Origin of the sequence: Salmonirosea aquatica, assembly GCF_009296315.1 — a bacterium.
GTDB classification, from domain to species: domain Bacteria; phylum Bacteroidota; class Bacteroidia; order Cytophagales; family Spirosomataceae; genus Salmonirosea; species Salmonirosea aquatica.
In genome coordinates this window covers 1-21,810 of record NZ_WHLY01000003.1, presented here as the reverse complement: position 1 = coordinate 21,810, position 21,810 = coordinate 1, and the positions used below count along the sequence as shown (strand labels likewise).

22 protein-coding genes and 1 pseudogene are annotated in these 21,810 nt (G+C 45.8%); 18 read left to right on the top strand and 5 right to left on the bottom strand.

From position 1 onward, the window contains the following. The first annotated feature begins 174 nt into the window (after nt 1–174). The 3 genes from GBK04_RS28590 to GBK04_RS28580 all read left to right on the top strand — a co-directional run bounded on the left by GBK04_RS28590 (nt 175) and on the right by GBK04_RS28580 (nt 1,757). Nucleotides 175–1,083, top strand: a complete 909-nt coding sequence (locus GBK04_RS28590) for a DUF8464 domain-containing protein (RefSeq protein WP_152766474.1) — start codon at nt 175–177, stop codon at nt 1,081–1,083. Nucleotides 1,084–1,170: 87 nt separating this feature from the next. Then, complete coding sequence (locus GBK04_RS28585) at nt 1,171–1,413, top strand: hypothetical protein (protein WP_152766450.1); 243 nt, start codon at nt 1,171–1,173, stop codon at nt 1,411–1,413. A 38-nt stretch (nt 1,414–1,451) separates the two neighbouring features. Next, nucleotides 1,452–1,757 carry a hypothetical protein gene (locus GBK04_RS28580; RefSeq protein ID WP_152766448.1) on the top strand — a complete coding sequence of 102 codons (306 nt, stop codon included), beginning with the start codon at nt 1,452–1,454 and terminating at the stop codon, nt 1,755–1,757. A gap of 138 nt (nt 1,758–1,895) precedes the next feature. Here GBK04_RS28580 and GBK04_RS28575 read toward each other — a convergent pair whose 3' ends face one another. Then, nucleotides 1,896–2,504: a recombinase family protein gene (locus tag GBK04_RS28575; protein ID WP_152755868.1), complete on the bottom strand. Its 609-nt coding sequence runs from the start codon at nt 2,502–2,504 to the stop codon at nt 1,896–1,898. A 171-nt stretch (nt 2,505–2,675) separates the two neighbouring features. Between GBK04_RS28575 and GBK04_RS28570 the strand changes: the two genes are divergently transcribed. Both GBK04_RS28570 and GBK04_RS28565 read left to right on the top strand, forming a co-directional pair. Continuing rightward, a complete protein-coding gene (locus tag GBK04_RS28570) occupies nt 2,676–5,645 on the top strand; it encodes a Tn3 family transposase (protein ID WP_152755870.1) in 2,970 nt (989 codons plus the stop codon). 102 nt (nt 5,646–5,747) lie between these two features. Then, on the top strand, nt 5,748–6,167 hold the full coding sequence (locus tag GBK04_RS28565) for a hypothetical protein (protein WP_152766472.1): 420 nt from the start codon (nt 5,748–5,750) through the stop codon (nt 6,165–6,167). A gap of 32 nt (nt 6,168–6,199) precedes the next feature. On the opposite strand, the gene GBK04_RS28560 is transcribed toward GBK04_RS28565, so the two are convergent. Continuing rightward, on the bottom strand, nt 6,200–9,358 hold the full coding sequence (locus GBK04_RS28560; protein WP_152766470.1) for an Eco57I restriction-modification methylase domain-containing protein: 3,159 nt from the start codon (nt 9,356–9,358) through the stop codon (nt 6,200–6,202). Between the two features lie 176 nt (nt 9,359–9,534). On the opposite strand from GBK04_RS28560, the gene GBK04_RS28555 reads away from it, so the two are divergent. The 10 genes from GBK04_RS28555 (at nt 9,535) to GBK04_RS28510 (ending at nt 16,379) form a co-directional block, all read left to right on the top strand. Further along, nucleotides 9,535–10,179 carry a recombinase family protein gene (locus tag GBK04_RS28555; protein ID WP_152766467.1) on the top strand — a complete coding sequence of 215 codons (645 nt, stop codon included), beginning with the start codon at nt 9,535–9,537 and terminating at the stop codon, nt 10,177–10,179. Between the two features lie 444 nt (nt 10,180–10,623). Then, entirely contained in the window at nt 10,624–11,094 is a 471-nt protein-coding gene (locus GBK04_RS28550; RefSeq protein WP_152766465.1) for a LexA family protein, read from the top strand. After that, a complete protein-coding gene (locus GBK04_RS28545; RefSeq protein ID WP_152766463.1) occupies nt 11,094–12,374 on the top strand; it encodes a Y-family DNA polymerase in 1,281 nt (426 codons plus the stop codon). Before GBK04_RS28550 ends, GBK04_RS28545 begins: the two co-directional genes overlap by 1 nt. Nucleotides 12,375–12,507: 133 nt before the next feature. After that, complete coding sequence (locus GBK04_RS28540) at nt 12,508–13,185, top strand: AAA family ATPase (protein WP_152766461.1); 678 nt, start codon at nt 12,508–12,510, stop codon at nt 13,183–13,185. 57 nt (nt 13,186–13,242) lie between these two features. Then, complete coding sequence (locus GBK04_RS28535) at nt 13,243–13,539, top strand: hypothetical protein (protein WP_152766459.1); 297 nt, start codon at nt 13,243–13,245, stop codon at nt 13,537–13,539. Nucleotides 13,540–13,607: 68 nt separating this feature from the next. Beyond that, nucleotides 13,608–14,528, top strand: coding sequence for a replication protein RepA (locus GBK04_RS28530; protein WP_152766456.1), 921 nt, complete (start codon nt 13,608–13,610; stop codon nt 14,526–14,528). 268 nt (nt 14,529–14,796) lie between these two features. Further along, complete coding sequence (locus tag GBK04_RS28525; RefSeq protein WP_152766454.1) at nt 14,797–15,177, top strand: CHC2 zinc finger domain-containing protein; 381 nt, start codon at nt 14,797–14,799, stop codon at nt 15,175–15,177. Continuing rightward, nucleotides 15,153–15,764, top strand: coding sequence for a DUF8464 domain-containing protein (locus GBK04_RS28520; RefSeq protein WP_152766452.1), 612 nt, complete (start codon nt 15,153–15,155; stop codon nt 15,762–15,764). Before GBK04_RS28525 ends, GBK04_RS28520 begins: the two co-directional genes overlap by 25 nt. A gap of 28 nt (nt 15,765–15,792) precedes the next feature. Next, nucleotides 15,793–16,035, top strand: coding sequence for a hypothetical protein (locus GBK04_RS28515; RefSeq protein ID WP_152766450.1), 243 nt, complete (start codon nt 15,793–15,795; stop codon nt 16,033–16,035). A gap of 38 nt (nt 16,036–16,073) precedes the next feature. Then, entirely contained in the window at nt 16,074–16,379 is a 306-nt protein-coding gene (locus GBK04_RS28510) for a hypothetical protein (RefSeq protein ID WP_152766448.1), read from the top strand. 138 nt (nt 16,380–16,517) lie between these two features. Here GBK04_RS28510 and GBK04_RS28505 read toward each other — a convergent pair whose 3' ends face one another. After that, nucleotides 16,518–17,126 (bottom strand): recombinase family protein, encoded by a 609-nt coding sequence (locus tag GBK04_RS28505; protein ID WP_152755868.1) that lies wholly within the window; start codon nt 17,124–17,126, stop codon nt 16,518–16,520. A gap of 171 nt (nt 17,127–17,297) precedes the next feature. Between GBK04_RS28505 and GBK04_RS28500 the strand changes: the two genes are divergently transcribed. The 3 genes and pseudogenes from GBK04_RS28500 (at nt 17,298) to GBK04_RS28485 (ending at nt 20,760) form a co-directional block, all read left to right on the top strand. After that, complete coding sequence (locus GBK04_RS28500) at nt 17,298–18,245, top strand: DUF4158 domain-containing protein (protein ID WP_152766446.1); 948 nt, start codon at nt 17,298–17,300, stop codon at nt 18,243–18,245. Between the two features lie 164 nt (nt 18,246–18,409). Beyond that, a pseudogene (locus tag GBK04_RS28495) lies at nt 18,410–20,265 on the top strand (Tn3 family transposase). A gap of 246 nt (nt 20,266–20,511) precedes the next feature. Continuing rightward, the gene (locus tag GBK04_RS28485) at nt 20,512–20,760 is read left to right on the top strand and encodes a hypothetical protein (protein WP_152766442.1); all 249 of its coding nucleotides are present in this window, start codon (nt 20,512–20,514) and stop codon (nt 20,758–20,760) included. A gap of 96 nt (nt 20,761–20,856) precedes the next feature. On the opposite strand, the gene GBK04_RS28480 is transcribed toward GBK04_RS28485, so the two are convergent. Then, entirely contained in the window at nt 20,857–21,114 is a 258-nt protein-coding gene (locus tag GBK04_RS28480; protein ID WP_152766440.1) for a hypothetical protein, read from the bottom strand. A gap of 452 nt (nt 21,115–21,566) precedes the next feature. Further along, nucleotides 21,567–21,810, bottom strand: a 244-nt coding sequence (locus tag GBK04_RS31325) for a hypothetical protein (protein WP_373331495.1), incomplete at its 5' end; no start/stop codon positions are given.

The window sequence follows — 21,810 nt, the reverse complement described above, 5'->3', positions numbered from 1 at the left end:
GTAACTTGGTAGGAAAGCTACCGTAACTTGGTAGGACAACCTATTAGTCTTACTATTAATAAAAAAACTTACTATTAATCAGAGGGGCCGACTTTGTGGAAAACCCCCGCGCCTGAAAAATCTCTTTTTGCTGGTGAAAAGAAAATAGGGCGGCAACTAAGCTTTTAGTTATTGATGAACTCGGATCAGGCCAAAAAACTTTCCTTACCCGATCTGCTGACCAAGCTAGGGCATTCCCCCGTGCGAGTGAGGAAGCAGGGAAATGAACTCTGGTATTGTTCCCCTTTCCGTAAGGAGGCCGAACCGTCCTTTCACACATCGTTTATTGGTGGAAAGTGGATATGGAATGATTTTGGCGACCAAGGCGGAACGGTTATTGATTTTGTCATGCGCTACGAAAATTTGACCAGCATCAAAGATGCATTAGCCTATTTGTCCGATCACTTTCAGCCGGGGTTATTTAGCAATCCCGCGCCCCAGCCCTCTTTTTCTTTTCAACAGCAACCCGACCGCGAAGCGGTCGAAAATTTTTTGGAAGATCGCCAGCTTGAATTGATTGATGCCAGGCCGATCACAAAGCCGCTGATTCTCTCCTATCTGGCCAAGGAACGGCATATACCGTCTGACTTGGCCCGCAAATATTTGCGAGAAGTACATTATCGGAATACTGCCACAGGGAAGGAATATTTTGCTTTCGGGATGCAAAATCAGGCCGGAGGCTATGAAATCCGCGTAGCGTCGAGCAAATACAATTTCAAATCAGCCCTAAATGCCCGTGACATTACCGTCATTCCTGGCAGCCAGGCAGAAGCCAAGACCGTGCATGTTTTTGAGGGAATGACCGATTTTCTTTCCTATTTGGTTCTGACCGGAACGGATACCCTGCCGGAGGATGCCATCATCATGCATTCCCTATCCTCTTTTCCCCGAACGGTGGCTTATATTCGTAGCCAGGACTATCAAGCCGTAAAAACCTATCTCGACAATGACAAGGCGGGAGAGAAGGGGACAGCAAGATTCCAAACAGAATTTGGATCGTCATTTTTGCCCCAGGGTGAGTTCTTCAGCCCCACCATGATTTGAATGATCTATTGCGGGCGCAACATTCAGCGGGAAAACCGTCATCAAAATTTCGCAAATAGCCCGGTTCTATCCTGCTATAATTGGCGCATGGAAAAACCATCCGCCCAAATTGTCCCATTTCCCTTTTCCGTGCGCGATGATGATACGCCCATCCATGATATGAGCGAACCAGAAGTAATATGGGTGGCTAGAAAAGAAGCGGCATGGCTGTTAAATCAATTGGCCTTAGGCCGCATCTCTGAAATCCCGGAATCCTCCCGGCAATGTATCCTGAATATCAATGAATATTGCCTGAAATACGGGTATCCGCCTATCGACTGCGATTTGTAGGATTTTAGCTATTTTTGGGAAACTAACCCTTTCCCGATATGGCATCCAAGCGCATCGAAGAAATCATGCAAAATGCGTCAGCCAAAGACCAGGCGGCATTGAGAGACAGCGCACAGACATTAAAAAACAACAATGTCGAACTCAAAACCGACAATTACGGCCCGCAGACTCCCCCGCGCCGTGCGGAGCAGGCCCGGACAGCCGAACCGAAGCTAAACGAAGCTGTTTTTCCAAACCAGCAAAACGGAGCGCAGCGCATTCAGGAAGCAAGAGAGCGCAGCCAGCAGCCCAAAGCTGCCGAATCCGTCCAGGAACCAGCCAAAACCCAGGAACCAGAACGCTAATTATTCTCCTGATTTATCGAAAGGACTAGCAATCGTCAGCCCGAGGATAATGGGGTGCCCGTTTTCTGGCCGTTGATCTTGGGATTCTTTTAGTATCTGACCAAAGAATAGCGCTAAGCGGAACGCCGCCCGGGAATTTCAATCATCCTTACGTATTGAGCGCTCAACCGGCCTGATGCTAACCCCGGCGTGACGAAGTATCTTGTACAATGTCCTGCGACTTCCAATCTGAAAGGAATTCATGATTTGGGTTGTAGACTGCTGGCCTAGTTCATAAAGATCCCTTACCGAAGGAGCCATCTTCTGATATTTTACAGCTAATCCCTTTGGTCGACCACCTTTTCTCCCTCTGGCACGAGCCGACTCGAGTCCGGCACGGGTACGCTGCACAATGACATTGCGCTCATGTTCAGCAAGCGCACAGAATATTTGGAACACTAGCAAGCCTCCGGGTGAAGTAGTATCGATAGGATCATTGAGAGACACCAGATGGATGCCTTTGTTGCCAAGTTCTTCAACGAGTTCAATAAGCCCACGTGTCGACCTCCCCAGCCGGTCCAGCTTCCAGATTACGATGGTATCCCCCTTACGTAAGAAACCCATCATCAATTCAAATTCCGGTTTACGGGACTTCGTTCCGGATATTCTGTCTTCATAAATCCGTTCGCAACCTGCCTGACGTAAAGCATCGGTCTGCGAATCTAATGTTTGCTCCTGGGTGCTGACCCGTGCGTATCCTACCCGCATTGATTTTTGTAGTTTGTATCTGATACTCATTAATTCGCAATATACGGTACATTCATAAAGTAGATAAGTTTTGGATACAACTTTTTCACCAGGTTCCGCCTCTTTTCCAGAAGTAAGGAGCTGTACCTGTAAACGAACGTTTTTTTGCCACCACTCCGCCGGATCAAAACTATGCCCGCTGAATTTCTTTCTGATCAAGAACGCGAACGTTATCAAAGCATTCCATCTGATCTACCGCAGGAGGATTTAATCCGGTATTGTTTTCTATCCCCAACAGATCATCTGCTGGTAGCCGGTATGCGGCGTGATCACAACAGGCTAGGGTTTGCCCTCCAGTTGACGGTTATAAGGTTGATGAACCATTTGCCCCAGGAATGGTACCGGAAGGTACCGGACAATCTGATCAATTATGTTGCGGGACAACTGGCCATTGACGATCCGCGATGCCTTAACAATTATGGAAGTCGGGAAAAAACGATCTCGGAACATTCATACATGATCCTTTCGTATCTAAAACGAAGAAGGTGGCAACCCCTAATCGATACGGTACCCCTGGAGCGTTGGCTTTTGGAGCGAGCCTTAGAGCATGATAACGAACATGTGCTATTATCTCTGGCATGTGACTGGCTAAGGAAAGAAGGAATTTTAAGGCCAGCCATTATCGAACTGGAGCGGCTGGTGGTTTCCCTAGCTGATTTAGCGCATCAGGAAACCTATCGCCGGCTTTCGACACTGTTGACCGATTCCTTCAAAGAGGAATTAGACAAGCTTCTGACCGTTGACACAGTCTTGAAGATAACCCCACACAACTGGCTTTCAAAACCTCCGGTTAGTCCAACGGCGAACCAAATCAAACTCATGCTGCATAAACGGCAATATCTTGCCAAGCTCGGTATCGAACAATGGGATACCAGCAGTCTGCATCCCAACCGTCGAAAGCGGCTTGCAGTCCTGGCCAGGAGTAAGACCAATCAGGCAGTGATGCGAATGTCCGGCACAAAACGTTACCCCATGCTGGTTGCTTTTTGCCTGGAAGCATACATTACAATCACGGATTATACCCTGAGGCTTTTTGATGAGTACTGGGAGGATATCTGTGGCCAATCAGCGCGGGAGCTGACCGAGTACCAACTGAAACAAGTCAAGTCCAGGGATGGCGCACTTGTTACTTTGGGAAAGGCTGCCGAACCTATTGTGGATGAGATCAACATTCCGGCTGCCGAATTGAGAGCTAGTATATATGCCAGCGTATCCAGAAGCGAGTTAGTAGAAGCCATCAGTATCATGCAAAGGCTGACCAAACAAGGGCCAAGGACTTTTCACCACTTTCTTGTTAACCGCTACCGATCCATTAAATCCTTTTCTGCCAGTTTTTTGGATATCCTGACCTTCGAGCATGTCTTTGCAGGGGATGATTTTGAACAGGCGCTTCAATTGGTAGCCGACTGGCAAACGAGCAGAAAGCGAAAGAGTCCTGATGAAATACCTATGAAATTCATGCTGCCATCCTGGAAATCCTTCGTTGAGCCTGTAAAGGGGCAAATTGACAGACCCGCTTATGAGTTAAGTGTTCTGGCCCGGCTGCGGGACCGGCTCCGGTCGGGAGATGTCTATGTGAATCACTCCCGGAAATATGCGAGTCCGGATACTTATTTGATCCCGGAAGCCAACTGGAAAGCGCATCGTACCGAATTGCTTACCTATTTAGGCTACAGGGATGCAACACCCTACCGGTTGGATGAGCAAATTTCGGAACTGGAATCACACTTGCCGCTGATGGAAAGAATACTGGCCGATGGCGGTGATATTCGTCTGGATGATGAGGGTGAGCTGGTAGTAACTCCGTTAAAGGCGGATGACGTACCTGATTCGTTAAAAGCGCTTCGGGCAGCTGTCGACAGGTTGTTGCCGCGGGTTGAGCTAACTGATTTGCTGGTCGAAGTAGACAATTGGACAGGATTTTCCAGTGAACTGACAGGTTTGGAGAATGAATCCAAGAGTAAAGACCACCAGGCATTGTTGTATGCAGCACTTCTTGCGGGAGCATGTAATATTCCCCTGGCCGAAATGGCCCAGAGTACAGGTCTTGACTATCAGTCACTTTGGTGGGTGTCGACCAATTACATCAGGGAAGAGACTCTCAAACGGGCTACGGTCCGGCTGGTTAACTATCAACATGAACTTTGGTTGTCCTCCTATTGGGGCAGCGGGGTGTTGTCTTCTTCTGACGGGCAGCGCTTTCCGGTAAGCGGCAAAATCCGTAATGCACAATCCATTCCGCGTTATTACGGTTACGGCAGGGGGTATACGCTCATTACCCATACCTCAGACCAGTATGCCCAGTATGGTAGTAGATCTGTACCGTCGACAATCCGGGATGCGACTTATGTGCTGGATGAAATACTGGGTAACGAGACAGATCTTGAAATTGTAGAGCACACAACAGACACCGGCGGATATACAGATATTGTTTTCGCCTTGTTCGATTTGTTAGGGCTGCTCTTTTCTCCCAGGCTGCGCGACCTGGCAAACCAACGGCTTTGCCGGATTAAGGGAATGGACTTACGGTATCCCTCGCTTAAATTCACTTCAAACTTCCGACCAGAATACGTCCGTGCCAGATGGGATGACCTGCTACGAGTTGCGGCCACACTAAAAAGCGGGTGGGTAACATCCTCACTGCTAATCAGCAAATTACAGGGGTACCCGCGGCAACACCATTTGACGGCACTCTTGCAAGAGTACGGGAAACTGGTTAAAACAACCTTCATTCTGCGATATTTGCAAAGCAAACCGTTGCGCCGCCGCATCCATGCCCAGCTTAACAAGGGGGAGCAGCTGCACGCGCTTCGTGCGTGGCTTTGGTTTGGTGGCGACGGCCATCTCCGGAGGAAACAGGAGGATGCCCAGCAAGAGACTGCCGGCTGTTTGAACGTTCTGACTAATTTGGTTGTGGTTTGGAACACGGCGTATACTCAGGAAGTCCTCAAAAAGCATCAGGAGGATGGGCACACAGTGGATGAAAATGATTTTGGGCATCTGTCTCCGGCCAGGTTTGCACATATTAACCGGTTAGGCCGTTACACTTTTCAGAAAGTCGATCAATTTGAGGAGAATGGCTTACGCCCATTGAGATCGTAAAGTGCTTAGCGCCATTCTTTGTCCATTTACTAAAAGAAGCCCAATGAAGAAAAATATAAAACGATCTTGGTCAGAGGGCCTTGGGTTTTAGATATTCCCTACTTGGAAACGCAGACTATCCAGTTAAGAAAAAATATTCTTTCCTACCTTGAAAAGAAAAGCGGGCCAGAGGGTTGGGCGAAAATTAAAGGGCTGGTTGAATCACAATTAGATGCCAACATCACCAATCCCAAAGAATATGAAAAAATGAAGCTCGAATTTTTTAATGATAACCGCGTAAAACTCACCAATACAGGAACAGAGTTAAATGGTTATTTCGGCTACATTGATAATGATTTAGTTATCTATGCACTAGCAGAGCCAGGAGAGAATGGGGAAGTGAGGATGTATGGGAAAGAACTAAACAAAGCTTTCACGTTCTCATCGTTCAAAATGGGAGAGAATTTTTTCACACGAGAGGAAAAAAATGATGGTTTGGGAGATACTACCTTTGTGACTACTTACAAATATATCAGGCGATAGCATCACGATTACATTCAGAGCTATCATGCAATTTAAATCATAGTTCCTAAAATTTTCTCAGCCAAAATCCTAACTGTCGATATTGCCGCGTCGTACTCAGATTCTTTGCAAAGATGTGCAGTTAATGCGGCCTGGCTTAGTTTTAAGTGGTCTTTATTTGTTGTGTCAAAATCAGGCAAAGACATATGCTTAAAAATATCCCCGATCTGAATAGATATGTTGTGGCTCTCAATGTATTCTTTAACTGACGGGGCATTTAAAAGCCCGCATAAGTAATATGCAGGTTCAGGTTCATAGAAATCAGCAAAGAATATTTTATGATCTGGAACATAGACTCTGTTTCCTATCAATGGAACATTGCTCGATCCAATCACAGCAGCCCTAAATTTACCTTGTTCAGCCCAAATTACCTTCCAAGGAGCAAAAGTGTATTCACCTACGTTGTAGATCGCAAAGTAAGGAGCATTTTTCATGCGCCCTTTAAATGTTGAGCGGTTGGCTAACTGGGTAGAGTAAGCTTTGAAATACTTTTCTGTTTGCGGATATGTATAGCGAATGCTGATTGTAGCATCCTGATATTGTTTTTGAGAAATTCCCTCGTTGGGTACAATCACATAAAGATTATGATCGCGAGTAATACGGCAAGCGCCAAAATCTGATGATCCTTTGAGTAAGGGGTATAATAAATCTGGCTCGATCCAAAAAGTCTGTCTAGGCCCTATGTCAATTTTGCCAGCTTCAGGACGAGTTGAAATTTTTACACGTTTATTGACTTCATTTTTTTCTAAAACTTCTACAAAATAAATCCCATTAAGGTCGGCGGTTATTCCCTTGCGTCCTTGAACCCAAGTGCATTTGCCTTGTAATGCAGCCAGCTTTTCAAATCTACCAGGAGATAAAATTGCCCACGGAGAACCATCACCCCCAGCAGGATTTGCTTCATTAATAGTTGTAGTTATTCGTGAGAGAACTTCCGCTTTTGAAAGATGTTCGGGAATAGATTTTGTAAAAGAAAGGCCATTACTCCAAATATTGTATGGCACAGGGTAAGAAACAGGTTTTCTTTCTGTTTTTTTGAATACAGCTATGGAAGTCTTATTGGCTACTCCCTTGAAGGGCTTTAAATCTTTTAAGTCATCTACCTTGATTGGCATCAAGGTATATTCTGAATTCAGATTGAATTTTCTAAACCCCTCAGAAGAAGGCGTTTGAAAAAGTGTCTGAGTGATGACGAAAACCAAATCACCATCAGCTTTTAGCCACTTATCAGCTACGGTGTATGTAATCATTGCTGATATATCTAATTCATTCCCCCCATGATGGGGAGTTGATGAAAATATATCGTATTGCATGCATGTAGGCTTGGCCCTCTCTCGATACAATTCCGGCAACTTTGACCAACGCACCCAAGGAGGATTCCCTACTATAAAATCAAATTGTCCTGCTGTTGCAGACCAAAAGAAATTTCGTACTATTCTGAACCAAATGCCATTCCAGTTCTTACGATGTAGAGCTAGTACTCTATTATAAGTCTCAGCTAGATAGCCCTTCCATAGCGCTAACTCTTCAGGACTTACAGCCTTGCTAAGCACCAAATCTCGTTCAACTTCAACAAAACCGTTGTCCTTTTCAACATTCGATTCCATGAAAGAAAATACCTGATCGAGTCTAATTCGATCGAAGGCAAGTTCATTAGGTATTACAATTTCTAAGTCGGCCACCTGAGAGCCGATTCTGTATTTTACAACATCTTCTTTTTCTGACGGATTGCGGGCTGGGGAATAAATCGCATCGGCTAAAAGAACAGGCAATTCAATTTCAGTGCCTGGCAAAGCTTTGAGCAGATCAGAAATGGCTATCAGAAAATTGACCCTTGCTGTCTGTACAGCCAAAGGATTCAAATCAAACCCCCAGACATTTTTAGTTATGTCTTGAAGAATTTCTGTATCGCTCAAACCCTGTGATTTTGCGGCCTCATTTTTGCGTCGGATTATCTCTAATAAAAAAGACCCAGAACCGCACGTTGGATCAAGAACCCGTGCGCCAATCCAATTTTTAATCTCAATTTGATCAACTGCAATATCTACCAGCCAATCAGGAGTGTAAAACTCTCCCAAGCTCTTCCGTAGAGCTTCGGGTACAAGATGCTGGTAAAGCTGCTTTAATACGTCTTTCGATCTTGCAATATCTAAATTGTCGGTGCGATATAGGGCAATTTTTGTAAGAATCTCTTTTATGCAGGAGACGAAAATCGCCTTGAACTCAGGGTCTTGACATGAATCTAAATACCAAGAGAAAATAGCCTCTTCAACGAATCCTTTGATATTGGCCCTGCTAAAAAGATTACCGTCCTCTATATCGTTTTTAATGGTTTCGAGTAGATTGTCATCACTCTGCGCCAATGCATACTGGCTGAAATAGGGATATGAAGTTAGCCCGTGGGTTGAGACAATCTCAGCCGCCAAAACTTTAATCAAAAACGAGTTATAAGTATGGATTACAAAAAGCGAAACAGGAATTTTCAATTTCTTACTGGTCGTGGCAGCAAAACCTAATAATGCTTCAATTCGTCCATCTTGCTCCGAGGCTATATCCGCAATCTGGCCGTAGAGGGTCTGCCATTCTTCAAAGAGCATCTTCTCTTTTGAGTGCTCACTATTTCGAATTTTATTCGAAATGTGATCCACCAAGGCCGTCATAGCATTAGTGCCAATGAGGGACCCAAGGCCAAAATCTTCAATCAAATTTGCAGATGTGACGGCTCGCCTATAAGCATCAATACAAGCTGTGGCCACCATTGTGACCGAAGTTTCGGACAATGGTAGAAGCGGACCGTTTTTTATTTCACCGTCAACTACTTGGGCAAAAAATATGTGCTCAGCGTCAATCCCGATTCCGATATAATCGCTTTCAGGAATGTTTTCTTGAAGAGCAGTTCGGATTATATATTTTTTAAGGCGTTGATCTCGTGCTTCTTTGAATTTAGGACTATCTACGCTGCCATTAAAGAGTCCCCTATCCTTAAATTCTATAATTACATTGTTGTAACTGGAATCTTTTTTACCCCTTTCCGCATCGAATGAAATTCCAAGAGCATTTGAGAGGGCGTTTATCCATCCAAGTCGTACTTCTTCCTCATTTTGCCAGCGTGATTTGTTCGCTAACAACTCCTTATATAACTGTTTGTACATGCGCGTATTTCCACGGTAAATTTCAAAAGTAAGAAGATCGAGGGTATAAGCAAGAAGCTTTTAACCATATAATTTGCAGCTTTGGTTTAAAATTATGAACAGTTTGTTGAAACTGTTCCTATACAAACGACCGTATGTAGTTGAACAAATTCGGCTAGAATAGCTATATTCGGGCCATGAAAAAAGCCATCGCCTATTACCGTGTATCAACTGACCGCCAGGGGAAAAGCGGCCTGGGGCTGGAAGCCCAGCAAGAAGCCGTGCGCATGTTCGCAGACCGGGAAGGCTACCAGGTCACGGCTCATTATACCGAGATCGAGAGCGGCAAGAAAAATCACCGCCCGCAGCTGCTGGCCGCACTTGCTCAATGCCGCAAACAGAAAGCCATGCTCATTATAGCGAAGCTCGACCGTTTAGGCCGCAATGTTGCGTTCATTGCAAACCTAATGGAAAGCAAAGTGGACTTTAAAGCGGTAGATAATCCCTACGCCAATAAATTGATGGTGCATCTTCTGGCTGCATTCGCGGAGCATGAGCGGGAGCAAATCAGCATCCGTACTAAGGATGCATTGCAAGCGGCTAAGCGCCGTGGAGTGCAATTAGGCCGACATGGAAAGGAGATCGAGAGCAAGAAGAATGCCCAGGCCGCTGCCGAATTTGCTGTTCACATGAAACCATTGATCGAAGCATTGAGGGACGAAGGATGCACCACGGTTCGCGCCATTCGGGATGAATTGAACCGCCGCCAGGTTCCGACCTATCGGAACAATGGCCAACAATGGCATCTTCAGTCAGTCCATAGCCTCTTGAAACGAATTTGAGTAAAGCCCCCCTTCGTGCCAGTCCTTCAAGCGTTCGCGGCAGGATGCTGCGCCACCTGCCACTTCACGCCAAGCCCACGGGTTGAAGGACAGGCACTCCCCGGCAAAAGCAAACTTTTGGAAAAAGCGGTACGGGAGAATGGTTTTTATCTCTGTTCGTTCCTCACATCGAAAAAACCATCATCCCGTGGGCATAATGATTGAAAATCAAATTGCATTTCTGCAACTGTAAAAAGAAGTCCTTTTACAACTAATATTAGTTGTAAAATACGGTGTAAAACCAGAACTATAAAAAACACTTGGTAGAGTTCAATTTAGATTGAATACCCAATCATTGACCAAGTTCTTTTATAATATAAGTAAAATATATTTTTCGAGAAACGGTTGCTATTTCAGAAAATTATCACAGAGTTTGCATATAGTTTTCTTTGATCGTGACGACATATGCAGCACCATGACGTATTTTTTCAGGAAATAATTTTGCACGGTATTACCGAGTTTGAGCCTGTTTTACTGCCCAAATTTGCGACTAATGTAGAATGCGGCAATAGCACCACCGGCTTTGCAAGTCCTGCGGATGATTACATTGAAACAACGCTCGATCTAAACGAATATCACAACATCAAGAAACACGCCTGTTTCCTGGTGGAAGCGGTCGGAGATTCCATGATTGATGCAGGAATCACCGAGGATGATTTATTGATCGTAGATACCAGCCTCGATTACCGGGAAAACGACATTGTCATTTGCTGTTTGAACGGCAGCTATAAAGCAAAAATGATCCAGCGCCGGAAAGGCATATTATGCCTAATTTCTCGTAATCCCCTATTTGATCCTATCGAAATACAGGAACACGACGACTTGCGCGTATTCGGGGTAGTTAAGGGATTTAGCCGCAATTTCAGGCGCGATTAATGGCATGGTTTGGGCTACTCGATTGCAACAATTTCTATTGCTCATGTGAGCGCATCTTTGCCCCTGCCCTATCCACAGCCCCCCTTGTTGTATTAAGCAACAACGATGGGTGCATAATTTCCCGCAGCCAGGAGGCGAAGGATTTGGGCATCAAAATGGGAACGCCTGTCCATTTGATTCAAGACCTGATCCGGCAACATGCTATCGAGGTTTTTTCCTCCAATTACACCCTATATGGCGACATTTCCGCACGGGTTATGAATACGCTCAGCGAATTATGCCCGGTCGTGGAAGTGTACTCGATAGATGAAGCGTTTTTGGACTTATCAATTTTCCCAAGTTCAGAACTGGAAACATTCGCCCGAAATATTCGTAAGACGGTTAGACAATGGACTAAGATTCCTACATGCGTCGGAATCGGGCCAACCAAAGCCCTTGCCAAGGTGGCGAATAGAATTGCCAAAAAGAACCCCGCCCATGAAGGCGTATTTATCATTGCAGATGAAGCAACCCGGCTTGCTGCACTACAAGATTACGAGATTGGAGAAGTATGGGGCATAGGCCGAAAATATGCCCAGATGTTGCAGGCAAACGGCATCGAAACGGCACAACAATTTACCGAATTGCCTGATGAATGGGTAAAAAGTGAAATGACTATTGTAGGGCTTCGGCTACTGCTGGAATTGCGCGGGCAATCCTGCTTACCGATGCTTTCCCCCCGCACCCTTTCCAAAAATATTTGTAGTTCCCGCTCTTTCGGTGCCTCACAAACCAATATGGAAAATATCAGCGAGGCGGTCAGCACATTTGCCAGTAAATGCGGGGAAAAGTTACGGGAGCAGAAGGGGTGCGCCGGAGTGATTACGGTCTTTCTTCAAACAAACCGATTTAAGCCAGAGCAGCCCCAATATAGCAAAAGCCAAACCTTGAATATTCCCAGCCCCACAGGCAACAGCGCGGAACTCATCAAATATGCACTGCATGGACTGAGCCAGATTTACCGTGCCGGCTACGAATACAAGAAAGCCGGCGTTATCGTAACAGGTATCATCCCTGATGACCAGGTGCAGCAGAGTATGTTTGACAATGGAAGCCGTGATAGGTGGGATCAGATCTCAAAAGCTATGGATCGTATTAATGGGAAGTATGGCCGCGATACGATCAGCTTTGCCGTACAGGGCACAAAAGGTAAAAGAACCTGGCAGCCCAGAGCCGAAAGACGTAGCGCAGCATTTACAACGGACTGGCACCAACTACCAAAAGTCAGCATGAGCGACTAATTATCTGTATTACAGATATATGCAGCTATGCGAAGGGATAGTAATAAATATTTGACTACCCTTTGCGTAGAACAATAGATAGAACTGCTTTTACAACTAAATTTACAACCCAATACTATTTTGGAATTACAACATGATTTACACCATAGGCGGTATTAAGGGCGGAAGCGGCAAAACAACTATTGCCACCAATTTAACAGTCTATTTGTCCAAGCTGGGACGGGACGTAATTCTCGTAGATGCTGACGATCAGGAATCCGCCACGGACTTTACTTCCTTTCGACATCAAAGCCTGAATGGAGAATTAGGCTATACTGCCGTTAAAATCACCGGCAGCGAGTTGAATGCTAATGTGGCCAGGCTGGCCAAGAAATATGATGATGTGGTGATTGATACGGGAGGCCGCGACACCGTAAGCCAACGATCCGCCCTTTCTGTATCGCATGCCTATCTTATTCCTTTCGCGCCGCGCTCCCTGGATATTTGGACGTTGCGCAAAGTGGAAAATCTCATAGCGGAAATGTCGCCGTTCAATCCTGGCTTGATTTGCCTGACCTTCATCAACAAAGCCGACCCACGCGGAACCTATAAGGAAGACACCGCCGATCTACTGCGGGAATCATCCTATGTGGAATTTATAGATACTCCCATTGGCAACCGTATCTCTTTTGCGAATGCCGCCGCTTCTGGTTTGGGTGTAATCGAGATCAAACCCACCGATGAAAAAGCCGTAGCCGAAATGACAGAACTTTATAATGGAATTACCAATGCGCTGGAATCCAACAATAATAAAAAGAAAATAACAACCTAGATTACAACCGTATTTAGTTGTAATATTGAAACTCTTTCAACAACCAGAAACAAAACAATGGCTACAACCAAAAAGAAATCTAAAATTGCAATGCCCCCCGCCGCACTCAACAATGCCGCTATGCTGGAAGCCATCAATAAGGGTGGATCAGTACGGGCTACGACTGAGGCGCAAAAGGCGGAGCCAGAAACGGACAAATTGAAATCCTTCACTTTCAAGATTTATGAAAGTGAACTGGCGCAGATACGAGATATTCAGGATCGTTTGCCTAAGCGGGACAGAATCTCCATTCATAATTTTGTGGTTGCCGCTGTAAAAGACAAGATCGCAAGAGAGCAAAAACGCACAAACTAACCTATAAATTCACAACTAGGATTAGTTGTGAATCTGCTGTATAATCCACAACCAATTATTTTTAGTTGATGTCTGAAAAAGCCGATAACAAAAAGCCTTCCCGCTACGCCGAAAGCCGTATTCGGCTTATGATGGACAGCATAGATACACCCAGGGAAGAACGGGATCATATTTATATGCCGGTAGCACTGGCACACGTCTATTTTCCCCGGCGTGATACCAAGCTTGATCCTACCGAAAGCTATATTCATAGAAGCGGAAATTTTCAGCTTAATATCAGCCAGCTTCCCGTTCCTAATCACAACACCGGAAAAAATGATTTTCTAGGCTTACCCTTTGGCCCCAAATCACGGCTATTGTTGGGAGCAATCAACGCTTTGGCCTTGCAACAGGGCAGCAATAAAATTGACATCGAGGCGGATACCCTACCGCAGTTTCTTCAAAAAATCGGCCTAACCGATGGAGGCAATCAGATCAGCCAGGCCCGCAACCAGATTGCGCGTCTATCTTCTTCGCTGATTAGCGTATCCTACAAGGAAGAAGATGGAAGCATGGCTTATGGGCAAATGCCCATCGTGAAAGGTTTCGATCTATTTCCCCGCAGCAAGCCGGATCAACTATTGCTTTGGAAAAGGCACATCGTTTTAAGCCTGGATTACTGGCAGGAATTGCAAAAACACCCGTTGCCGCTGGCGCTGGAACATTTACGGATTCTATCAGGCAACGCCCGCGCTATCGACTTTTACAGCTTTCTTGCCTATCGGCTGCACGGCCTGAAAAAGCCTCTTTTCCTCACCTGGGCGACCATGAAAGAAATCTTTGGAGGGGATATTGGCCGAATGGACAATTTTAAAGCCAAAATGCGTCATACCGCAGAACTGGTAAAACTAGCCTATCGGGATGCACGGTTTTCCTATGACGATCAAGGATGGACATTTGAACGCAGCCCCGCACCGATTCAAAAAAAATCCAACTTATTTCTACCGTAACTTGGTAGGAGCGTTGTGTATAAGCACTGTATAACAAGTACTTGCAACAATTTATCCACCGTAACTTGGTAGGGAGAAAGGTTGTTTATCCACCGTAACTTGGTAGGAAAGCTACCGTAACTTGGTAGGACAACCTATTAGTCTTACTATTAATAAAAAAACTTACTATTAATCAGAGGGGCCGACTTTGTGGAAAACCCCCGCGCCTGAAAAATCTCTTTTTGCTGGTGAAAAGAAAATAGGGCGGCAACTAAGCTTTTAGTTATTGATGAACTCGGATCAGGCCAAAAAACTTTCCTTACCCGATCTGCTGACCAAGCTAGGGCATTCCCCCGTGCGAGTGAGGAAGCAGGGAAATGAACTCTGGTATTGTTCCCCTTTCCGTAAGGAGGCCGAACCGTCCTTTCACACATCGTTTATTGGTGGAAAGTGGATATGGAATGATTTTGGCGACCAAGGCGGAACGGTTATTGATTTTGTCATGCGCTACGAAAATTTGACCAGCATCAAAGATGCATTAGCCTATTTGTCCGATCACTTTCAGCCGGGGTTATTTAGCAATCCCGCGCCCCAGCCCTCTTTTTCTTTTCAACAGCAACCCGACCGCGAAGCGGTCGAAAATTTTTGGAAGATCGCCAGCTTGAATTGATTGATGCCAGGCCGATCACAAAGCCGCTGATTCTCTCCTATCTGGCCAAGGAACGGCATATACCGTCTGACTTGGCCCGCAAATATTTGCGAGAAGTACATTATCGGAATACTGCCACAGGGAAGGAATATTTTGCTTTCGGGATGCAAAATCAGGCCGGAGGCTATGAAATCCGCGTAGCGTCGAGCAAATACAATTTCAAATCAGCCCTAAATGCCCGTGACATTACCGTCATTCCTGGCAGCCAGGCAGAAGCCAAGACCGTGCATGTTTTTGAGGGAATGACCGATTTTCTTTCCTATTTGGTTCTGACCGGAACGGATACCCTGCCGGAGGATGCCATCATCATGCATTCCCTATCCTCTTTTCCCCGAACGGTGGCTTATATTCGTAGCCAGGACTATCAAGCCGTAAAAACCTATCTCGACAATGACAAGGCGGGAGAGAAGGGGACAGCAAGATTCCAAACAGAATTTGGATCGTCATTTTTGCCCCAGGGTGAGTTCTTCAGCCCCCACCATGATTTGAATGATCTATTGCGGGCGCAACATTCAGCGGGAAAACCGTCATCAAAATTTCGCAAATAGCCCGGTTCTATCCTGCTATAATTGGCGCATGGAAAAACCATCCGCCCAAATTGTCCCATTTCCCTTTTCCGTGCGCGATGATGATACGCCCATCCATGATATGAGCGAACCAGAAGTAATATGGGTGGCTAGAAAAGAAGCGGCATGGCTGTTAAATCAATTGGCCTTAGGCCGCATCTCTGAAATCCCGGAATCCTCCCGGCAATGTATCCTGAATATCAATGAATATTGCCTGAAATACGGGTATCCGCCTATCGACTGCGATTTGTAGGATTTTAGCTATTTTTGGGAAACTAACCCTTTCCCGATATGGCATCCAAGCGCATCGAAGAAATCATGCAAAATGCGTCAGCCAAAGACCAGGCGGCATTGAGAGACAGCGCACAGACATTAAAAAACAACAATGTCGAACTCAAAACCGACAATTACGGCCCGCAGACTCCCCCGCGCCGTGCGGAGCAGGCCCGGACAGCCGAACCGAAGCTAAACGAAGCTGTTTTTCCAAACCAGCAAAACGGAGCGCAGCGCATTCAGGAAGCAAGAGAGCGCAGCCAGCAGCCCAAAGCTGCCGAATCCGTCCAGGAACCAGCCAAAACCCAGGAACCAGAACGCTAATTATTCTCCTGATTTATCGAAAGGACTAGCAATCGTCAGCCCGAGGATAATGGGGTGCCCGTTTTCTGGCCGTTGATCTTGGGATTCTTTTAGTATCTGACCAAAGAATAGCGCTAAGCGGAACGCCGCCCGGGAATTTCAATCATCCTTACGTATTGAGCGCTCAACCGGCCTGATGCTAACCCCGGCGTGACGAAGTATCTTGTACAATGTCCTGCGACTTCCAATCTGAAAGGAATTCATGATTTGGGTTGTAGACTGCTGGCCTAGTTCATAAAGATCCCTTACCGAAGGAGCCATCTTCTGATATTTTACAGCTAATCCCTTTGGTCGACCACCTTTTCTCCCTCTGGCACGAGCCGACTCGAGTCCGGCACGGGTACGCTGCACAATGACATTGCGCTCATGTTCAGCAAGCGCACAGAATATTTGGAACACTAGCAAGCCTCCGGGTGAAGTAGTATCGATAGGATCATTGAGAGACACCAGATGGATGCCTTTGTTGCCAAGTTCTTCAACGAGTTCAATAAGCCCACGTGTCGACCTCCCCAGCCGGTCCAGCTTCCAGATTACGATGGTATCCCCCTTACGTAAGAAACCCATCATCAATTCAAATTCCGGTTTACGGGACTTCGTTCCGGATATTCTGTCTTCATAAATCCGTTCGCAACCTGCCTGACGTAAAGCATCGGTCTGCGAATCTAATGTTTGCTCCTGGGTGCTGACCCGTGCGTATCCTACCCGCATTGATTTTTGTAGTTTGTATCTGATACTCATTAATTCGCAATATACGGTACATTCATAAAGTAGATAAGTTTTGGATACAACTTTTTCACCAGGTTCCGCCTCTTTTCCAGAAGTAAGGAGCTGTACCTGTAAACGAACGTTTTTTTGCCACCACTCCGCCGGATCAAAACTATGCCCGCTGAATTTCTTTCTGATCAAGAACGCGAACGTTATCAAAGCATTCCATCTGATCTACCGCAGGAGGATTTAATCCGGTATTGTTTTCTATCCCCAACAGATCATCTGCTGGTAGCCGGTATGCGGCGTGATCACAACAGGCTAGGGTTTGCCCTCCAGTTGACGGTTATAAGGTTGATGAACCATTTGCCCCAGGAATGGTACCGGAAGGTACCGGACAATCTGATCAATTATGTTGCGGGACAACTGGCCATTGACGATCCGCGATGCCTTAACAATTATGGAAGTCGGGAAAAAACGATCTCGGAACATTCATACATGATCCTTTCGTATCTAAAACGAAGAAGGTGGCAACCCCTAATCGATACGGTACCCCTGGAGCGTTGGCTTTTGGAGCGAGCCTTAGAGCATGATAACGAACATGTGCTATTATCTCTGGCATGTGACTGGCTAAGGAAAGAAGGAATTTTAAGGCCAGCCATTATCGAACTGGAGCGGCTGGTGGTTTCCCTAGCTGATTTAGCGCATCAGGAAACCTATCGCCGGCTTTCGACACTGTTGACCGATTCCTTCAAAGAGGAATTAGACAAGCTTCTGACCGTTGACACAGTCTTGAAGATAACCCCACACAACTGGCTTTCAAAACCTCCGGTTAGTCCAACGGCGAACCAAATCAAACTCATGCTGCATAAACGGCAATATCTTGCCAAGCTCGGTATCGAACAATGGGATACCAGCAGTCTGCATCCCAACCGTCGAAAGCGGCTTGCAGTCCTGGCCAGGAGTAAGACCAATCAGGCAGTGATGCGAATGTCCGGCACAAAACGTTACCCCATGCTGGTTGCTTTTTGCCTGGAAGCATACATTACAATCACGGATTATACCCTGAGGCTTTTTGATGAGTACTGGGAGGATATCTGTGGCCAATCAGCGCGGAGCTGACCGAGTACCAACTGAAACAAGTCAAGTCCAGGGATGGCGCACTTGTTACTTTGGGAAAGGCTGCCGAACCTATTGTGGATGAGATCAACATTCCGGCTGCCGAATTGAGAGCTAGTATATATGCCAGCGTATCCAGAAGCGAGTTAGTAGAAGCCATCAGTATCATGCAAAGGCTGACCAAACAAGGGCCAAGGACTTTTCACCACTTTCTTGTTAACCGCTACCGATCCATTAAATCCTTTTCTGCCAGTTTTTTGGATATCCTGACCTTCGAGCATGTCTTTGCAGGGGATGATTTTGAACAGGCGCTTCAATTGGTAGCCGACTGGCAAACGAGCAGAAAGCGAAAGAGTCCTGATGAAATACCTATGAAATTCATGCTGCCATCCTGGAAATCCTTCGTTGAGCCTGTAAAGGGGCAAATTGACAGACCCGCTTATGAGTTAAGTGTTCTGGCCCGGCTGCGGGACCGGCTCCGGTCGGGAGATGTCTATGTGAATCACTCCCGGAAATATGCGAGTCCGGATACTTATTTGATCCCGGAAGCCAACTGGAAAGCGCATCGTACCGAATTGCTTACCTATTTAGGCTACAGGGATGCAACACCCTACCGGTTGGATGAGCAAATTTCGGAACTGGAATCACACTTGCCGCTGATGGAAAGAATACTGGCCGATGGCGGTGATATTCGTCTGGATGATGAGGGTGAGCTGGTAGTAACTCCGTTAAAGGCGGATGACGTACCTGATTCGTTAAAAGCGCTTCGGGCAGCTGTCGACAGGTTGTTGCCGCGGGTTGAGCTAACTGATTTGCTGGTCGAAGTAGACAATTGGACAGGATTTTCCAGTGAACTGACAGGTTTGGAGAATGAATCCAAGAGTAAAGACCACCAGGCATTGTTGTATGCAGCACTTCTTGCGGGAGCATGTAATATTCCCCTGGCCGAAATGGCCCAGAGTACAGGTCTTGACTATCAGTCACTTTGGTGGGTGTCGACCAATTACATCAGGGAAGAGACTCTCAAACGGGCTACGGTCCGGCTGGTTAACTATCAACATGAACTTTGGTTGTCCTCCTATTGGGGCAGCGGGGTGTTGTCTTCTTCTGACGGGCAGCGCTTTCCGGTAAGCGGCAAAATCCGTAATGCACAATCCATTCCGCGTTATTACGGTTACGGCAGGGGGTATACGCTCATTACCCATACCTCAGACCAGTATGCCCAGTATGGTAGTAGATCTGTACCGTCGACAATCCGGGATGCGACTTATGTGCTGGATGAAATACTGGGTAACGAGACAGATCTTGAAATTGTAGAGCACACAACAGACACCGGCGGATATACAGATATTGTTTTCGCCTTGTTCGATTTGTTAGGGCTGCTCTTTTCTCCCAGGCTGCGCGACCTGGCAAACCAACGGCTTTGCCGGATTAAGGGAATGGACTTACGGTATCCCTCGCTTAAATTCACTTCAAACTTCCGACCAGAATACGTCCGTGCCAGATGGGATGACTGCTACGAGTTGCGGCCACACTAAAAAGCGGGTGGGTAACATCCTCACTGCTAATCAGCAAATTACAGGGGTACCCGCGGCAACACCATTTGACGGCACTCTTGCAAGAGTACGGGAAACTGGTTAAAACAACCTTCATTCTGCGATATTTGCAAAGCAAACCGTTGCGCCGCCGCATCCATGCCCAGCTTAACAAGGGGGAGCAGCTGCACGCGCTTCGTGCGTGGCTTTGGTTTGGTGGCGACGGCCATCTCCGGAGGAAACAGGAGGATGCCCAGCAAGAGACTGCCGGCTGTTTGAACGTTCTGACTAATTTGGTTGTGGTTTGGAACACGGCGTATACTCAGGAAGTCCTCAAAAAGCATCAGGAGGATGGGCACACAGTGGATGAAAATGATTTTGGGCATCTGTCTCCGGCCAGGTTTGCACATATTAACCGGTTAGGCCGTTACACTTTTCAGAAAGTCGATCAATTTGAGGAGAATGGCTTACGCCCATTGAGATCGTAAAGTGCTTAGCGCCATTCTTTGTCCATTTACTAAAAGAAGCCCAATGAAGAAAAATATAAAACGATCTTGGTCAGAGGCCTTGGGTTTTAGATATTCCCTACTTGGAAACGCAGACTATCCAGTTAAGAAAAAAATATTCTTTCCTACCTTGAAAAGAAAAGCGGGCCAGAGGGTTGGGCGAAAATTAAAGGGCTGGTTGAATCACAATTAGATGCCAACATCACCAATCCCAAAGAATATGAAAAAATGAAGCTCGAATTTTTTAATGATAACCGCGTAAAACTCACCAATACAGGAACAGAGTTAAATGGTTATTTCGGCTACATTGATAATGATTTAGTTATCTATGCACTAGCAGAGCCAGGAGAGAATGGGGAAGTGAGGATGTATGGGAAAGAACTAAACAAAGCTTTCACGTTCTCATCGTTCAAAATGGGAGAGAATTTTTCACACGAGAGGAAAAAAATGATGGTTTGGGAGATACTACCTTTGTGACTACTTACAAATATATCAGGCCGATAGCATCACGATTTACATTCAGAGCTATCATGCAATTTAAATCATAGTTCCTAAAATTTTCTCACCAAAATCCTAAACTGTCGATATTGCCGCGTCGTACTCAGATTCTTTGCAAAGATGTGCAGTTAATGCGGCCTGGCTTAGTTTTAAGTGGTCTTTATTTGTTGTGTCAAAATCAGGCAAAGACATATGCTTAAAAATATCCCCGATCTGAATAGATATGTGGCTCTCAATGTATTCTTTAACTGACGGGGCATTTAAAAGCCCGCATAAGTAATATGCAGGTTCAGGTTCATAGAAATCAGCAAAGAATTTTATGATCTGGAACATAGACTCTGTTTCCTATCAATGGAACATTGCTCGATCCAATCACAGCAGCCCTAAATTTACCTTGTTCAGCCCAAAATTACCTTCCAAGGAGCAAAAGTGTATTCACCTACGTTGTAGATCGCAAAGTAAGGAGCATTTTCATGCGCCCTTTAAATGTTGAGCGGTTGGCTAACTGGGTAGAGTAAGCTTTGAAATACTTTTCTGTTTGCGGATATGTATAGCGAATGCTGATTGTAGCATCCTGATATTGTTTTTGAGAAATTCCCTCGTTGGGTACAATCACATAAAGATTATGATCGCGAGTAATACGGCAAGCGCCAAAATCTGATGATCCTTTGAGTAAGGGGTATAATAAATCTGGCTCGATCCAAAAAGTCTGTCTAGGCCCTATGTCAATTTTGCCAGCTTCAGGACGAGTTGAAATTTTTACACGTTTATTGACTTCATTTTTTCTAAACTTCTACAAAATAAATCCCATTAAGGTCGGCGGTTATTCCCTTGCGTCCTTGAACCCAAGTGCATTTGCCTTGTAATGCAGCCAGCTTTTCAAATCTACCAGGAGATAAAATTGCCCACGGAGAACCACCCCCAGCAGGATTTGCTTCATTAATAGTTGTAGTTATTCGTGAGAGAACTTCCGCTTTTGAAAGATGTTCGGGAATAGATTTTGTAAAAGAAAGGCCATTACTCCAAATA

Coding starts and splice junctions, on each gene's coding strand:
- GBK04_RS28575 (WP_152755868.1), bottom strand. CDS start 2,504: ATGCGGGTAGGATACGCACGGGTCAGCACCCAGGAGCAAACATTAGAT.
- GBK04_RS28505 (WP_152755868.1), bottom strand. CDS start 17,126: ATGCGGGTAGGATACGCACGGGTCAGCACCCAGGAGCAAACATTAGAT.
- GBK04_RS28585 (WP_152766450.1), top strand. CDS start 1,171: ATGGAAAAACCATCCGCCCAAATTGTCCCATTTCCCTTTTCCGTGCGC.
- GBK04_RS28540 (WP_152766461.1), top strand. CDS start 12,508: ATGATTTACACCATAGGCGGTATTAAGGGCGGAAGCGGCAAAACAACT.
- GBK04_RS28590 (WP_152766474.1), top strand. CDS start 175: ATGAACTCGGATCAGGCCAAAAAACTTTCCTTACCCGATCTGCTGACC.
- GBK04_RS28545 (WP_152766463.1), top strand. CDS start 11,094: ATGGCATGGTTTGGGCTACTCGATTGCAACAATTTCTATTGCTCATGT.
- GBK04_RS28535 (WP_152766459.1), top strand. CDS start 13,243: ATGGCTACAACCAAAAAGAAATCTAAAATTGCAATGCCCCCCGCCGCA.
- GBK04_RS28525 (WP_152766454.1), top strand. CDS start 14,797: ATGAACTCGGATCAGGCCAAAAAACTTTCCTTACCCGATCTGCTGACC.
- GBK04_RS28550 (WP_152766465.1), top strand. CDS start 10,624: ATGCAGCACCATGACGTATTTTTTCAGGAAATAATTTTGCACGGTATT.
- GBK04_RS28555 (WP_152766467.1), top strand. CDS start 9,535: ATGAAAAAAGCCATCGCCTATTACCGTGTATCAACTGACCGCCAGGGG.
- GBK04_RS28530 (WP_152766456.1), top strand. CDS start 13,608: ATGTCTGAAAAAGCCGATAACAAAAAGCCTTCCCGCTACGCCGAAAGC.
- GBK04_RS28510 (WP_152766448.1), top strand. CDS start 16,074: ATGGCATCCAAGCGCATCGAAGAAATCATGCAAAATGCGTCAGCCAAA.
- GBK04_RS28515 (WP_152766450.1), top strand. CDS start 15,793: ATGGAAAAACCATCCGCCCAAATTGTCCCATTTCCCTTTTCCGTGCGC.
- GBK04_RS28480 (WP_152766440.1), bottom strand. CDS start 21,114: ATGTTCCAGATCATAAAATTCTTTGCTGATTTCTATGAACCTGAACCT.
- GBK04_RS28560 (WP_152766470.1), bottom strand. CDS start 9,358: ATGTACAAACAGTTATATAAGGAGTTGTTAGCGAACAAATCACGCTGG.
- GBK04_RS28570 (WP_152755870.1), top strand. CDS start 2,676: ATGCCCGCTGAATTTCTTTCTGATCAAGAACGCGAACGTTATCAAAGC.
- GBK04_RS28500 (WP_152766446.1), top strand. CDS start 17,298: ATGCCCGCTGAATTTCTTTCTGATCAAGAACGCGAACGTTATCAAAGC.
- GBK04_RS28485 (WP_152766442.1), top strand. CDS start 20,512: ATGAAGCTCGAATTTTTTAATGATAACCGCGTAAAACTCACCAATACA.
- GBK04_RS28580 (WP_152766448.1), top strand. CDS start 1,452: ATGGCATCCAAGCGCATCGAAGAAATCATGCAAAATGCGTCAGCCAAA.